Source organism: Holdemanella biformis DSM 3989 (assembly GCF_000156655.1).
GTDB lineage: Bacteria > Bacillota_I > Bacilli_A > Erysipelotrichales > Erysipelotrichaceae > Holdemanella > Holdemanella biformis.
Genome location: NZ_DS996841.1, coordinates 299621 through 313946, shown reverse-complemented (window position 1 = coordinate 313946; position 14326 = coordinate 299621). Strand labels below are relative to the sequence as shown.

Below are 14326 nucleotides of genomic sequence, written 5' to 3'. Positions count from 1 at the left end.
AGGTATATAGGAAAATGGAAAGCAAAAATTTTAAAGGGACCTTTTATTGTGCTGCAACATATTTAATGTTGTAAGATTTGTGGATTTTGTAAATTGAAATGTTGTAGAAACAAAAAATAGAAAGGTAAATTATGGAAAATAAAACTAATGATAAAAACAATATAGAAGATTTTTTGGGAAGTGTCTTTTTTGAAGATGATACGAATGATGTGTTTGAAGAAAGCAGAAGACGATTAAGAGAAATCAGTGTTGATAGGTTTAATGTTTGTGAATTCAAGAAAAAAATGAAAACAAGCATTGTTCATCAAGATGATTATATTAATGAAATCGCTAATGCACTTTATATTTTGACACAAGTTCAAGATGAGCAGATTGATCCATCTTTAAAACCTGTGATTTTAGCGGTTGGTCCAAGTGGATGTGGTAAAACATACAGTTGGCAAGTTGCAGCTAAAAAGATGGGAGTTAAAGTTGAGATTTTAGATTGTAGTCAAGTAACTCCTAAAGGATATAAAGGAAAAGAATTATCGGATTTATTAAGAGTATCTATGGAAGCTTTAAACAATAAGGGCGTTATTATCATTGATGAAGTCGATAAATTGCTTGAGTTTGGAGATGGCCAGATTCCAACAAGTCTGTATGAATTGTTGAGAGTGATTGAAGATACAGAAACGTATAAAGATGTTTTGTTTGCTTTTACTGGTAGTTTTATGATTGTGGAAAAATATTTAAAGAAGAAATATAGTAATCCATACAATTTTACAGAAAAGAAGTTTAATATGTATGACCACTTAGAAATAGATGATTTTATTCATTGTGGAGTTCCTGTTGAATTTATGGGAAGAATCACAAATATCGTGAGATTGAATGCTTTAACCATGGACGATTATATGGATATGTTGAATAAAGATAATTCAGCATTGCATCTATATAAACAACATTTTTTGGAACATGGAATAAAGCTTGATTTTGATGAAGAAGTGAAAAGAGAAATTGTTAAAAAATCTCTAAATTCATGTATTGGTGGACGCATTATTAAAAATGAATTGACAAGGCTGATGATGCCTGTGATTGAAAAAGTCTCATCATGTAAAGAATTGAGTAGTGTTCATATATTTATGAAAGAACATAGAGTGGAATATAAGTTTGAATATTTCAAATCTAAACAGGATGAAATTGAATTTTAAGAAAAAGGGGAAACAAATGAAAATTGAAGATTATGGAAGAATTATTAATTTATGGGGTGAAGTCACTCCAGAAATGAGTTTATATGTTGTTACAAGATTGCAAGAGTTAAATGCAAAAAATCATGACCCAATTACGATACAGATTCATAGTCCAGGTGGATCCTTACGAGATGGGATGATTATTATCGATATGATGGAAGCAATCCAGTCACCTGTATATACTATGGCTTTAGGAAATGCGATGTCTATGGCATCTTTGATTTTAGCTGCTGGAGAAAAGGGTCATAGAAAAGCCTTGAAACATTCTACAATTATGGTTCATCAAGGCTCTACAATTTGCGAAGGTAAATTCAGTGATATAAAATCTGGAGCTAAACGCATGGTAGAGACAGAAGAAATGATTGAAGAATTATATGTTAAATATACTGGAAAAACAAAGCGTAAAATCCATGCAGATTTACAAATGGATTTATTTTTGTCAAGTGATAAAGCTGTTGAATATGGCTTGATTGATGAAGTTGTTGAATAGGAGGAAAAATTAAATATGGAAAAATCACAACCAAAATACGGAGAATATGTTTATAAATATATGTTTGAACATGATGAACAAGGCAATACCATTTATTGTGGAAAAGAAAGAATGCATGTGAAATTTAGAACTGATTTTGCAGTTTGGGCTATGGAAGATGGGCATGAAGCTTATTTTAACAGACCACAAATGATTAGAAACAGAATGATTCAAACTGATTTGGAGGAAATTATTCCAAAAAGTATGCCTATTTTTGATGATGAGGAAAGACAATCGGTGGGCAGGTCGTCTTGTGAGGAATATAGTTTTGAGTGCTTTTCTGAGAAAGAGATTCTTTGTATGCTGCAAGAAATAAATTGCCGATCTCAAATGGAATATTGGCAGGGTAAAAGAAATGCAGTAAAGTCAGAAATCAAATGTATAAAAGAAGAGATGTTAGCTTGTACTCGACAATTAGCGAAAGTAGAAAAATTGTGTCAAACATTGAAGGAGGAATTGTGATGAAGAAAGAATTTAAAGAAATTTATATTTATTGTTTTGTGACAGATAGTTTTGGTACTTTAAATTATCAAGAAAAATATAAAACAAAATTAGTATATAAAGATGCATATACTTCATGGTATGCAACAGAAGGAAAGAATGGATTATGCTTTCCTAGACAACGTAATGTTCAAAACTTCGCCTTAGATTTAAGAAGCATGATTAATTATGCGACAGATGATTTGCATCATGTATGGGAAGGATGGGAAAGTGAGAGCCGTATCGCAAGTCCATTTGAATTTTCTGAAGAGGAAATAAAAAAATATGTGGATGAATATAATAGAGAAACTATTAAAACAAGAATACATTATACGGTTTATTCACTTCAAAGTAGTATTGAGCAGTATGAAATAGAAATAAAAAAACAGACCAAGAAGCTTACAGAAATTGAAGAGCAAATCGCTAAATTAGAACCTTTGTGCAAAAAAATGGAGGATAGATGGTGATATTATGAAAAAAAGAGAAGAATTAGAACGATTGAATCATTTGTTGAGAAATTTAACTTTATTAGAAAATCAATATGATGAAGTAGTAGCTAAGGAAGTTGAATTGGATAAAATGGTTATTGATAAGTTTAAGAACAAGAAAATTATAAGCGCATTAATTCGAATTATACAAAATAAAGATATTCCAGATTTAAAAAGTGCTCTTAATATGTATTTTTTTGGACAATGGCAGCTAGAATTGTTAAGTAAGATGGCAAATATGATGGAGGATATGAAAGCTGTTGAGGAAAAAATAAGTGGTATAGAAATTGGGCCTTACAATTATGATGCTTTAGCGAATATAAAATCAGATTTATTTTATGTCAACCAACATTTATGGGACGTAAGATCCGGCTTAGAACAAGCACAATGGGCTTGTGAAAGAGCGGAAAGTGAAGCTAGCGCAATGAGAACAGATGAAGAAAAAAGAAGGGATGGAGATTATTTATGGTAAATAATGATGTAAAACAATTAAAAAATATGGCTGAAAACATTCAAAGAAAAGATGAGTTGGTAAATAAATTAAATAGTAGTAAAGAATTGTTCAAAAAATATATGGATGCTTCTTGTATGCCATCTTATGAAACATTTGAATGTAAAGAATTAAAAGATTATGACAATAAGAATTTGCCAGAATATATTGAGCAAATGGTTGGAAGACCGCCTGAAGAAGGTACACCAAGATTTTTTGAAACTAAGAAAAAAATGCACAAAAAGTATTTGGAAGAACTTAAAAATTACAGAAGTTCGATAAAGAGAGTGGTCCCTGATTATTATACGGCTTATTCGAATGAGCGTGAGCAAGTAAAAAGAAAGGCGTATGAAGAGATTCAATCTAAATCTGATAGAATGACTTCTTGTGCAAATGAACAAAAAGAAAAGATTCAAGAATATGAAAAAGAAATCAAGGAGTTGAATCAAATAATTGAAGAATTTGATTTGGTTAAAAAGCAGTCTAAAGATGTTGTTCATTTAAATGAAATCGCATCCTTTATTGAAGAAGGTAGAGCCGATAATTTAGAAGAAGCATTATATTTATCTTCCCTTTCAGATTTGTTTAGAGAAGTTGAAAAAAATATGGCTAGTCTAAAACAAGAAATGGAAAAAATTCACGAAAAGGTGAATTATTTAGAAGATGATGTGGATGATTTCGATTATGAAATTGAAGACATGAAGAAAGAGTTTGAATCGATAAATGAAGAAATTTCTGGCTTACAATCCGGCGTGAATGATGCGATTGATAGGGCTGACCAAGCGTATGATTATGCAGTAAGTAATGGATAAGATTGTGAGGTAAAAATGAAAATAATTATTATAATCGCTTTAGGAATAGCGGCTTTTATTGGTGTGTTATGGCTTTTATGTGTATTAGCTATTCTTGCATATCAAGGAATAACATATGTATGGAATGGTGTATTAGATTTTGGTTATTATATGTTTAAAACAATGGCGAGTGATATTAGGACAATTTTTGCTAGACTTAAAGACAAGAAAGAACCAGAACCAATGGATAATAATGATGAATCCTGCTTATCGGATGTTCAAGTGGATAAAATCATTGAGTATCTTCGTTGGAAAAATTAGTTTGATGTTTGAAATTGCTAAATATAAAAAGAGTTTATGAAAGCTGAATATGATATATGGAAATGAATGATTCTTCAAGGGCATCTTTGTGGATTGAATTGTGCATGTTTAAAATAGAACACATTTTTTATCCATTGTTAAGAAAATTTGATATAATGGTCTCATGAACTATAGTGTGATTGTTTTGGCTGCTGGAAGAGGCAGTCGTACAAATTTAGATTATAATAAAGTATTCTATACTTTTGAAAACGGACAAACTGTGTTAAATAAGAGTCTGTCTGTTTTTTTATCAGATGATGAGTGTAAACAAGTGGTTTTAGTTTGTGCTGATTATGAAAAGGACTATGTGAATGAACATTATACATATGATTCAAGAATTCAAGTTGTAACAGGAGGGAAAACACGACAAGATAGTGTATATAATGGCTTACAAGTTGTTGATCAAGATTATGTTATGATTCATGATGGGGCTAGACCTTTTGTTGAAAAGAATTGGATTTTTGATTTGAAACAAACATTAGAAACCGAATCGGCTTGTTTATTAATGGTTCCAAGTGTGGATACTACAAAAATTGTTGTGGATGGATATGTGAAAGAATCGTTAGAAAGAAAGCTTGTATATCATGCCCAGACACCGCAATGTTTTAAAACTGATTTGATTAAAGAGTGTCATAAGCTTGCACGAGATAAACAAGTGCAGGCAACAGATGATGCACAACTTGTAGAATGGTTTTCTGATACAAAAGTAAAGGTTGTTTTATCAAGTTTCACAAATAAAAAAATAACTTTACCTGAAGATTTGAAAGGATAGGTATAAAGATGGAATATTCAGCTTTGGTATTTGATGATTGTAAAGAAGTAGAAGATACGTATGACAAATTATTAGCAACAATCGATTTGTTTGCGAATGATGAAAACTGCACACAAATTGTTGTAAGTTGTAAAAGTGTATGGACACTAAGACTTGCTTCATCACCTAAAAATAAGGTGATGCTTGTACAAAGACCGGACAAGCCTTATGTGGCTTTATTGAATGGTTTAAAGGCTGTTAAACAAGAAAATGTTGTTGTGACAGGTATTTCTACTAAACATATAAAAAAAGATGTAGATACATTATTGGATCATCTATCAAGATATCCAGCAATTAATTTCGATAAAGATTTACAGGCATTTGATACAAGATTATTGATGTTCTGTCTACAAAAAGCCATTGAATCCAACTTGGCAATCACATCTTATGCCCAAGCCGTTACGCTTGCAAATACTCCACTTGAATCTGTTGAATGATACGGCTATAGTCGTATCATTTTTAATAAAAACTTAATTATTTTGCATGCTTAAAGGTAGTACAATAGGTATATGCAAAACTCATCAAATTTATCAAAAAGTTATAAAGAAATCATTAAACAACATGTATTTACTTTATTTAATGGAATCAATGTAATATTGGCTATATTCGTATTTTTTACGGGTTCCTATCGCAACATGCTTTTTATGATCACCGTTATTTTAAATATGCTGATTGGACTCTTTCAAGAAATACGATCTAAACGAATGCTAGACAAGCTTTCCTTATTAAATCAGCCAAAGATTCATGTGCTTCGAAATGATATTGAATTTGAATTAAGTGTTGAAGGAGTGAAAGTCAATGATATTCTTATATTATATCCTGGGGATGAAATCAGTTTTGATGGTCATATCGTATCTGGAAGTATTGAATGCGATGAATCCATGCTGACAGGAGAAAGTGATGCGGTATATAAACAAGAAAATTCATCATTGCTTAGTGGAAGCTTTGTGGTTTCAGGAAAATGTTTGATGAAAGTAGACAAAGTAGGACAAGATACATATGCCTATTCGATTTTAAAACATGCGAAACGCTTTAAAAGATATCCAAGCCAGTTACGAAATTCGATTGATACCATTATTAAATGGTGTACATACATTCTAATTCCACTTGGATGTGCCTTGTTTATTAAACAATTCATCAAGACCAATTATACAACAGCTACCTTAAATACAGTAGCAGCCGTTGTTGGTATGATACCAGAAGGCCTTGTCTTTTTAACAAGTGTTGCCTTAGCCATCAGTTCATTTAAACTTGGTAAACAGAGCGTTTTAGTACAAGAACTCTATTGTATTGAAACACTCGCAAGAACGGATACACTTTGTTTAGACAAAACAGGCACACTGACACAAGGAAAGTTGAGTGTATGTCATGTAGAAGAAATTAAAAATGTTGATGGTATTCTAGGCGATATGATGCAGACTTTACCTGATGAAAATGCGACAGCACTTGCATTAAGAAGTCATTTTAAGACAAGAAATCATAATAAAGTCGTATCTTTTCTGCCATTTTCAAGTCAAAGAAAATATTCAAGTGTGACATTTGAAGATGGAGAATATAAACTCGGTGCTTATTCTTATATTGCCAAAGAGATAGATTCAAAAGTAGAAGAACATATTGAAGAATATACATCTCAAGCTATGCGCGTTATTGTGTTGATGAAAGATGATGTTGTTTTAGCTTATATATGTTTGCGTGACGAGTTAAGAGACGATGCCAAAGATACATTGAACTTTTTTAAAAAACAAAGGCGTGGACATTAAGTTGATTTCAGGAGATGATCCAAAAACAGTTGAAGCTCTAGCTAGAAAAGCTGGCTTTACATCTAAAAGTATCGATATGTCCAAAGTACAAGATGTGGAAACTGTAGTTGATTCTTATTCGATTTTTGGACGTGTGACTCCCGAACAAAAGAAAGAACTTGTTTTGGCATTAAAGAAAAGAAATAAAACAGTCGCAATGACAGGAGATGGCGTCAATGATGTCATGGCATTAAAGGAAGCGGATTGTTCGATTGCGATGGGATCTGGTTCACAAGCTTGTAAAAGTGTGGCAAGTTTAGTTTTATTGAAAGATCAAATGAATGCATTACCTGCCATTTTGTATCAAGGACGATGTGTCATTAATAATATTCAAAGAACAGCATCTTTGTTTCTAGTTAAAACACTATTTTCAATTGGACTATCCTTGTTGACACTGATATTTTTAAAGAATTATCCATTCAAACCTATTCAATTAACTTTGATTTCCGCTTTGGCAACAGGAATACCTAGTTTTGTATTAACATTAGAACCCAATGGAAATAAAGTGAAAGGTAACTTTCTACAAAATGTTATCTCAAAAGCATTGCCAGGAGCTATATGCGTTATATGTAGCGTAATTGGTGTATCGATTCTAGGTCATTTTATCTATATTTCGCCAAGTGAATATTCAACGATGTGTACAATTCTTGCCGGAGTCAATGCACTTATGGTATTGATACGCGTATGTGTGCCTATGACAACATTAAGAAAAATATTAGTTACTATCATGTGTATGATATTTGTAGGCTCAATAATCTTATGTAAGAATTTTTTCTACATAGTCCATTTAAGATGGTATGAAATTATCTATGTGATTTTGAATATTTGTCTCATTCCACATATTTTAACAGTTGTATCGTCTTGGATAAAATTGTTTTTGAAACAAAAAAATAAAGTTTGGAAATGATCCAAACTTTTTTCTATCTCCAAACCTCTTCAGCGATTTCTTTGACTAATTTAACTTTAGCCCACTGTTCATCTTCAGTCATGATATTTCCTTCTTCCGTAGAAGAGAATCCACATTGTGGGCTTAAACATAATTGTTCTTTTGCCACATATTTTTCGGCTTCCTGAATTCTTTTCTTAACCTCTTCTTTATCTTCGAGTTTCGCAAATTTTGAAGTAATCAATCCTAGAACGACTTTTTGATCTTTAATAAAGCGAAGTGGACTGAAATCACCAGATCTTTCTGAATCGTATTCTAGGAAAAATCCATCTACTTTACAATGACCAAATAAAATCTCGGCAACAGGTTCATAACCACCTGATGAAAACCAAGTAGATCTGAAGTTTCCTCTACAAATATGCATTGTGATTGTCATATCTTCTGGTTTTGTCTCTAAGGCAAGATTGATCATATCTACATACGATTTTGCGATTTTATCTAGATCAAGACCTCTTTCCTTATAGGCCTTTCGCTTATTGGCATCACAGAATTCTCCCCAAGAAGTATCATCCAATTGTAGATATCTACACCCAGCATCGTAAAATGCACGAATAGCTTTCTGATATGCGATCGCAATATCGTGATATAACACATCCATATCTTCATAACGTTGGATTGGTGTATATTCTTCACTACGTACGCAACAAATCAAATGAAGCATAGAAGGAGAGGGGATTGTCATCTTACAAAGTGTATCTTGTCCAATGCTTTGTAGATATTTGAAATGTTCTACAAATGGGTGGTTACCAAAATCAATTTTATCTGTAATTTTTAATGTAGCTGCCTTTGGCTGATGTCCTTTAAAATGTACAGACCAATGATCCGCCTTAATTTCTTCAACACCATCTAGATCTGCTAGAAAATCTAAATGCCAATATCTTCTTCTGAATTCTCCATCTGTAACAGCTTGAAGTCCAACTTCTTTTTCTTTTGCGACTAGCTCTTGGATGGCCTTATCTTCAATGGCTTTTAATTGCTTGGCATCAATTGTTTTATTCGCAAATTCTTCTCTAGCTTTTTTTAGATAGTCAGGACGTAAAAAACTTCCTACTACATCATATTTAAAAGGGGGTTGTACTGTCATAATGAATTCCTCAACTTTCGTGTGTTAAGTCTACCATATTTGTAGAATATAGAATAATTGAAAAAATCTTTATGTTGTTATAGGTAAAAACTATAATAAAAAGAAATCTGGAATTAACCCCAGATTTCTTCAGCAATTTCTTTGACCAATTTAACTTTAGCCCATTGTTCATCTTCTGTTAATTTATTTCCAATTTCACATGATGCGAAACCACATTGTGGGCTTAGACACAAGTTTTCTAATGGGACATATTGACTTGCTTCTTTGATACGAGCAATCACAGTTTCTTTGTCTTCTAATTTAGCGGATTTTGTCGTAACCAAACCAAGTACAACTTTCTTATCAGGTGTTACCTCTTTTAATGGCTCAAATCCACCAGAACGAGCATCATCAAATTCTAAGAAATAGGCATGTACATTTTCTTTTGCAAATAATGTTTTTGCGACGGCATCATATGCACCACTTGAAGCATATGTTGAATGGAAATTACCACGACAAACATGTGTATTGATTGTTAGATCTTCTGGTTTATCTTCAATCGCAAGATTGTTGATACGCAAGAATAATTCTTGAACTTTTAATAAACCTTCTTGATCCGTTTGGAAAAACAACGGTGCTTTTTCATCTACCAACATACCCCATGAACAATCATCGAATTGAATGCATCGACATCCAGCATCATATAATTGTTGGATGACAACCTTATATCCATTCGCAATATCTTGAACTAATTCTTCTGTATCTTCATAATATTTTCTTGTGTTTTCTAGCGCAAATGGAAGAATCATCTGTTCTAAAAATTGTGCTGGAGCTGGAATTGTTTGTTTGGCAATCGTATTTTCATCTTCAAACTGCTTTACAAATTTAAAATGTTCTACAAAAGGATGCGTACCATTCACGCCTACTTTTCCAGTAATATATGTATCATCAATCATAGCTGCTTCACCATGGAAAGGAAGACCTGTTTTTGTTGGTGTATGAGAAACGCCATCAAATCCCCACATAAAATCTAAGTGCCAAGTAGCACGTCTAAATTCACCATCTGTAATGACATGAAGTCCGGCTGCCTTTTCTTTTTGAATTAAATCCGTAATGCATGCATCTTCAACTTTGGTTAATTCTTCTTTTGAAATCTTTTTGGCTTCATAATCTTTGCGAGCTTGTTTTAATTTTTCGGGTCTTAAAAAACTTCCGACCACATCATATCTATAAGGTGTTTGAACTGTCATAATTAAATTCCTCAACTTTCGTGTGTGTTAAGTCTATCATATTTGTAGAGTACAGAATAATTGAAAAAATCTTTATGCTGTTATAGGTAAAAGCTATAATAAAAGACCAATTTTACTTGGTCTGTTCAATATATTGTATTAGATGATTTAGATAGTTTCTTGCCATGTTGGATAAGACTCCATCACTGATATAGCCTATTTCCATGACTTCATCACTATCTAGTGGAATGGATACAATATTGTTTCCATTTAAATCCGTGCTTAAGATACCTGAAGAAATCGTATATCCGTCAAGTCCAATCAATAAATTAAATAAGGTAGCACGATCGGAAACAACAATACTCTTTTTAGATGGTTGCGTACTGTGTAATTCTTCTGAAAAGTAAAATGAATTGTTGATTCCTTGTTCATAAGTTAAACGAGGATAGTTTTCTAAATCTTCCATTTTCACTAATTTTTTATTGGATAAAGGATTTGTCTTAGATACAAAGACATGAGGTTTAGCCTCAAATAGTTTTGTGAATGTTAAATGTTCTTTCTTTAAAATACTTTGAATAACTTCACGATTAAAATGAGAAAGATAAAGAATTCCCAATTGACTGCGATGATTTTTAACATCATCAATAATATCGTATGTTCTTTGTTCTCTTAAAGAAAATTCATATTCACTTTGATTATACTCTTTGACTAAGGCAACAAAGGCATTGACCACAAAGGCATAATGTTGACTTGATATCGCAAATACAGTTCTTGCAGGAACGGCGTTTTTATATTGTTCTTCAAGTAAGTTTGCTTGTTCAACGACTTGTCTAGCATATCCTAAAAATTTTTCACCTTGTTCAGAAAGTAAAATACCTTTGTTCGTGCGAACAAATAAACAGATGGACATTTCTTCTTCTAAATCATGAATGGCTTTTGATAAAGATGGTTGCGAAATAAATAAGGCTTTAGCTGCGGAATTAAAAGATCCAGATTCAACGACCTGGATCACGTAGCGCAATTGTTGTAGCGTCATTAGTCAATAAGTGTGATTGTATCAATCACTTGAGGATTTCTAGGACGGTCATTGAATGTAGTAGGGGTCTTCGCAATTTTATCCACATTTTCCATACCTTCAATCACTTTTCCAAACGCAGCATATTCACCATCTAAATGAGGTGCATCTTGGTGCATAATGAAGAATTGACTTCCTGCACTATTTGGATCCATAGCACGTGCCATAGATAAAACTCCACGAGTGTGTTTTAAATCGTTTTTAAATCCATTAGATGCGAATTCTCCATGAATTGTATAACCTGGACCACCAGTACCATTTCCGATCGGGCATCCACCTTGAATCATAAATCCTTTGATAACACGGTGGAAAGTAAGTCCATCATAGAATTTCTTTTCAATTAGATTCAAAAAGTTTTCAACCGTTTCTGGGGCAATCTCAGGATATAGTTCAGCTTTGATTTGATCTCCATTTTTCATTGTGATTAAAATATTTTTTGTTTCCATGTTTTAGTTTTCCTCTCTTATATATTGAATTGCGATACAACCAAGACCAGTATGTACGGCAATTACAGAACTAATATAGTTTATATGAATATTTTGTTCAGGTACACCTTTTTCGATAAAACATTTTTTAAAATGGTTGGCACCCTCTAAAAAATTAGAATGAATAATATAGATATGTGTATGTTGAATATCAATATCATCCATGACTTTATCGATCGCATAGGCATCGGCTCTTTTTTCTGTACGAACTTTATTTAAAACATCAATTCTACCTTCTGTACTTTTATTTATATGTAAAACAGGATAGATCTTTAATAAACCCGCAAGTGTAGCAGCCATAGGTGTTAATCTTCCACCGCGTTTTAAATGTTGAAGATTTTTGACAAGAATCAATGAGTTGGATTCATCAATAGTAGGTTGAATGATCTTTAAAATCTCTTCTGAAGATTTATGTTCATCCACTAACTTCTTGATCCAGATCGCAACATGTTTTTCAATTTCACACGTTGAATACATATCAATGACATGAACATTCATTTCGAGTTCACGTGCGATACTTTGCATGGTGCTAGCATTTGTGGATAATCCATTTGTCAAAGGAATGGCAAATATTGTGTCATAGTCTTTTTTTAGTTCTTCAAATAAATCATAAATTTTTTGATAAGCAGCCATACTTGTTTTTGGCATTTTACCATTCGCTAATTCGTTATATATATCTTGGGTAGAAATTTCTAATGTATCTTGATAGGTTGTTTCATCAATTGTAATCTGTAAAGGGAGTAGATAGATTCCTAATTCTTTTGCCTGTGCAAAAGATAAATTTGAACCCGTATCTGTTACAACAGCAATTTTTTCCATTTAGAATCCTCGAATCGTTTCAGCATCGATATTTTTAATGATTTCAACCGCAAGTTTTACAGCATTGTCATAATCTTCTTCAGAACAAATGCCAAAAGAAGCATGCGCAAAACGAACAGGAATTCCAATGATTATCGTTGGTATGTTGTAACGATGTGTGATACCTGCATTAGTTCCTCCACCTTTTCTTACACTTTCTTGTACAGGGATATTTTTTTCATGGGCTAAGTCGATCGCATAGCGCATAAAACGAGGACTAGTGATGTATGAACGATCAAACCAACGTAACATTGGACCTTTTTTAAGAGCCGATTGAATCATGTAATCTTGTTCAAAAGTATCATCACTTGGACATCCTTCAAAACAAATCGCAATATTTGGATGTAAGTTTTTAATGGCCGTATCCATACCTCTTTCACCCACTTCTTCTTGCGTTGTTAATGTGGCTTCAATGTTATGATTTACATCTTTTAATTGGTGAAGAACATCCATTACGGCAGCACATCCAATACGGCAATCAAAAGCTTTACCTAAAAAGATTTTGTGGGCTTCATCATATTTACAAGTAACGGCAGGACACATGAAATTACCTACAGAAATATGGAAATCTTCCTTAACTTCTGTAGCACTTGTAGCTCCTACGTCGATGACTAAATCATCAAAATCTACTTTTCCATTGCGCTTTTCGGCTGATAAGAAATGAACCGGTTGACTTGCGACAATACCAGAAATTTTTTCACCCTTATCATTTAAAATCCAAACTTCACCTGATACGATGTTTTTTGGATCCCATCCTCCAAGTGGTAAAAAGCGAATTGTACCATTTGGCTTGATTGCTTGCACAATAAAACCAACTTCATCTGCATGCGCATCCAAAAGAATGGTTGTCTTGTGTTCTTTATCTTGTTTAAAATGCATATATGTGTTACGCATTGTGTCATCATGAACTTCACAAATATCTTGGACATCTTCCATGGCTAATTTCGATACTTCATCTTCCATGCCACTTGGTCCAAAGGCAGTTGAGAAGTCAAGAATTCGTTTTATTTTTGAATTCATATACATTTCCTCCATAAATTTGTTAATATTATAACACAGATACATACTTGTGGATGTGATTCTGGTCATTTGAATCAAATTGTATTTGGACAAAGGATTAGAATACATGTATCTTAACCAAAAGGAGATTTTTGAATGAAAAAATTAATGTCAAAACTACATTTTAGAAGTATATATAAAACAATCGTATTCACTTTAGTTTTATGCTTTTTATACAATATCGCATATTTGTTGATGAGTGCATCTGCTATGAATGTCTATATAAGACAAAGTCTAGAAGTTGTACTAAGCTTATTATCAAGTCTAGGCTTTTACTTCATCTGTACAAAGATCTGGAAGGCAAAGAACTTTTCGGCTTCTGCAATTTTAAAAGTATTCGTACTACAAGGTATTTATATCTTGATTGTGAGTGGAATTCTTTCAAATCTTGTAAATGTTTGCGCAAATAATACAAGCTTAATGTTAGTATTACAGCTTATGAGTGCATTCTGTTTAGTTGTGATGGTACCATTCCAGTTGATTTTCTATTATGGCTTGATTCATGATAAAAACTTAAAGGAATTTATTCCTTATGCATTAAAAAAACATCAGAAAAAGATGTTGAACTGGTATTGTTCACTACTCATCTTAATCGTTGTATTGGATACAATGTCAGGTGGTTTGTTTAGTGCGGCCC

The 14326-nt window shown here is 32.6% G+C and carries 18 protein-coding genes; 12 read left to right on the top strand and 6 right to left on the bottom strand.

Annotated features, from left to right (window positions below):
- Window positions 1–131: 131 nt before the first annotated feature.
- The 11 genes from EUBIFOR_RS03080 (at window position 132) to EUBIFOR_RS13355 (ending at window position 7881) form a co-directional block, all read left to right on the top strand.
- The gene (locus EUBIFOR_RS03080) at window positions 132–1187 is read left to right on the top strand and encodes an AAA family ATPase (RefSeq protein WP_003864452.1); all 1056 of its coding nucleotides are present in this window, start codon (window positions 132–134) and stop codon (window positions 1185–1187) included.
- Between the two features lie 16 nt (window positions 1188–1203).
- A complete protein-coding gene (locus EUBIFOR_RS03075; RefSeq protein ID WP_167528769.1) occupies window positions 1204–1716 on the top strand; it encodes an ATP-dependent Clp protease proteolytic subunit in 513 nt (170 codons plus the stop codon).
- Window positions 1717–1731: 15 nt separating this feature from the next.
- Entirely contained in the window at window positions 1732–2217 is a 486-nt protein-coding gene (locus EUBIFOR_RS03070; protein WP_003864450.1) for a hypothetical protein, read from the top strand.
- Entirely contained in the window at window positions 2217–2702 is a 486-nt protein-coding gene (locus tag EUBIFOR_RS03065; RefSeq protein WP_003864449.1) for a hypothetical protein, read from the top strand. Before EUBIFOR_RS03070 ends, EUBIFOR_RS03065 begins: the two co-directional genes overlap by 1 nt.
- Before the next feature lie 4 nt (window positions 2703–2706).
- Window positions 2707–3195, top strand: coding sequence for a hypothetical protein (locus EUBIFOR_RS03060; RefSeq protein ID WP_003864448.1), 489 nt, complete (start codon window positions 2707–2709; stop codon window positions 3193–3195).
- Window positions 3189–4025 carry a hypothetical protein gene (locus tag EUBIFOR_RS03055; RefSeq protein ID WP_003864447.1) on the top strand — a complete coding sequence of 279 codons (837 nt, stop codon included), beginning with the start codon at window positions 3189–3191 and terminating at the stop codon, window positions 4023–4025. The genes EUBIFOR_RS03060 and EUBIFOR_RS03055 overlap by 7 nt, the downstream gene beginning before the upstream one ends.
- Window positions 4026–4040: 15 nt before the next feature.
- Window positions 4041–4325: a hypothetical protein gene (locus tag EUBIFOR_RS03050; protein ID WP_003864446.1), complete on the top strand. Its 285-nt coding sequence runs from the start codon at window positions 4041–4043 to the stop codon at window positions 4323–4325.
- 163 nt (window positions 4326–4488) lie between these two features.
- Entirely contained in the window at window positions 4489–5136 is a 648-nt protein-coding gene (gene ispD, locus EUBIFOR_RS03045) for a 2-C-methyl-D-erythritol 4-phosphate cytidylyltransferase (RefSeq protein ID WP_003864445.1), read from the top strand.
- Window positions 5137–5144: 8 nt separating this feature from the next.
- Window positions 5145–5612: a hypothetical protein gene (locus EUBIFOR_RS03040; protein WP_003864444.1), complete on the top strand. Its 468-nt coding sequence runs from the start codon at window positions 5145–5147 to the stop codon at window positions 5610–5612.
- Window positions 5613–5684: 72 nt separating this feature from the next.
- Complete coding sequence (locus EUBIFOR_RS13360; protein WP_003864443.1) at window positions 5685–6935, top strand: HAD-IC family P-type ATPase; 1251 nt, start codon at window positions 5685–5687, stop codon at window positions 6933–6935.
- A 1-nt stretch (window position 6936) separates the two neighbouring features.
- On the top strand, window positions 6937–7881 hold the full coding sequence (locus tag EUBIFOR_RS13355; protein WP_050755932.1) for an HAD-IC family P-type ATPase: 945 nt from the start codon (window positions 6937–6939) through the stop codon (window positions 7879–7881).
- A 13-nt stretch (window positions 7882–7894) separates the two neighbouring features.
- On the opposite strand, the gene EUBIFOR_RS03030 is transcribed toward EUBIFOR_RS13355, so the two are convergent.
- The 6 genes from EUBIFOR_RS03030 to EUBIFOR_RS03005 all read right to left on the bottom strand — a co-directional run bounded on the left by EUBIFOR_RS03030 (window position 7895) and on the right by EUBIFOR_RS03005 (window position 13650).
- The gene (locus EUBIFOR_RS03030; protein WP_003864441.1) at window positions 7895–9004 is read right to left on the bottom strand and encodes a 5-methyltetrahydropteroyltriglutamate--homocysteine S-methyltransferase; all 1110 of its coding nucleotides are present in this window, start codon (window positions 9002–9004) and stop codon (window positions 7895–7897) included.
- A gap of 113 nt (window positions 9005–9117) precedes the next feature.
- Window positions 9118–10233, bottom strand: coding sequence for a 5-methyltetrahydropteroyltriglutamate--homocysteine S-methyltransferase (locus EUBIFOR_RS03025; RefSeq protein WP_003864440.1), 1116 nt, complete (start codon window positions 10231–10233; stop codon window positions 9118–9120).
- A gap of 112 nt (window positions 10234–10345) precedes the next feature.
- The gene (locus EUBIFOR_RS03020; RefSeq protein WP_265333788.1) at window positions 10346–11233 is read right to left on the bottom strand and encodes a LysR family transcriptional regulator; all 888 of its coding nucleotides are present in this window, start codon (window positions 11231–11233) and stop codon (window positions 10346–10348) included.
- A 14-nt stretch (window positions 11234–11247) separates the two neighbouring features.
- Complete coding sequence (locus tag EUBIFOR_RS03015; protein WP_003864438.1) at window positions 11248–11733, bottom strand: peptidylprolyl isomerase; 486 nt, start codon at window positions 11731–11733, stop codon at window positions 11248–11250.
- 3 nt (window positions 11734–11736) lie between these two features.
- Entirely contained in the window at window positions 11737–12591 is an 855-nt protein-coding gene (locus tag EUBIFOR_RS03010; RefSeq protein ID WP_003864437.1) for a DegV family protein, read from the bottom strand.
- Window positions 12592–13650, bottom strand: coding sequence for a M42 family metallopeptidase (locus EUBIFOR_RS03005; protein WP_040466111.1), 1059 nt, complete (start codon window positions 13648–13650; stop codon window positions 12592–12594). It lies immediately after the preceding gene.
- 135 nt (window positions 13651–13785) lie between these two features.
- Between EUBIFOR_RS03005 and EUBIFOR_RS12905 the strand changes: the two genes are divergently transcribed.
- A partial coding sequence (locus EUBIFOR_RS12905) for a hypothetical protein (protein WP_040466110.1) occupies window positions 13786–14326 on the top strand: 541 nt, incomplete at its 3' end.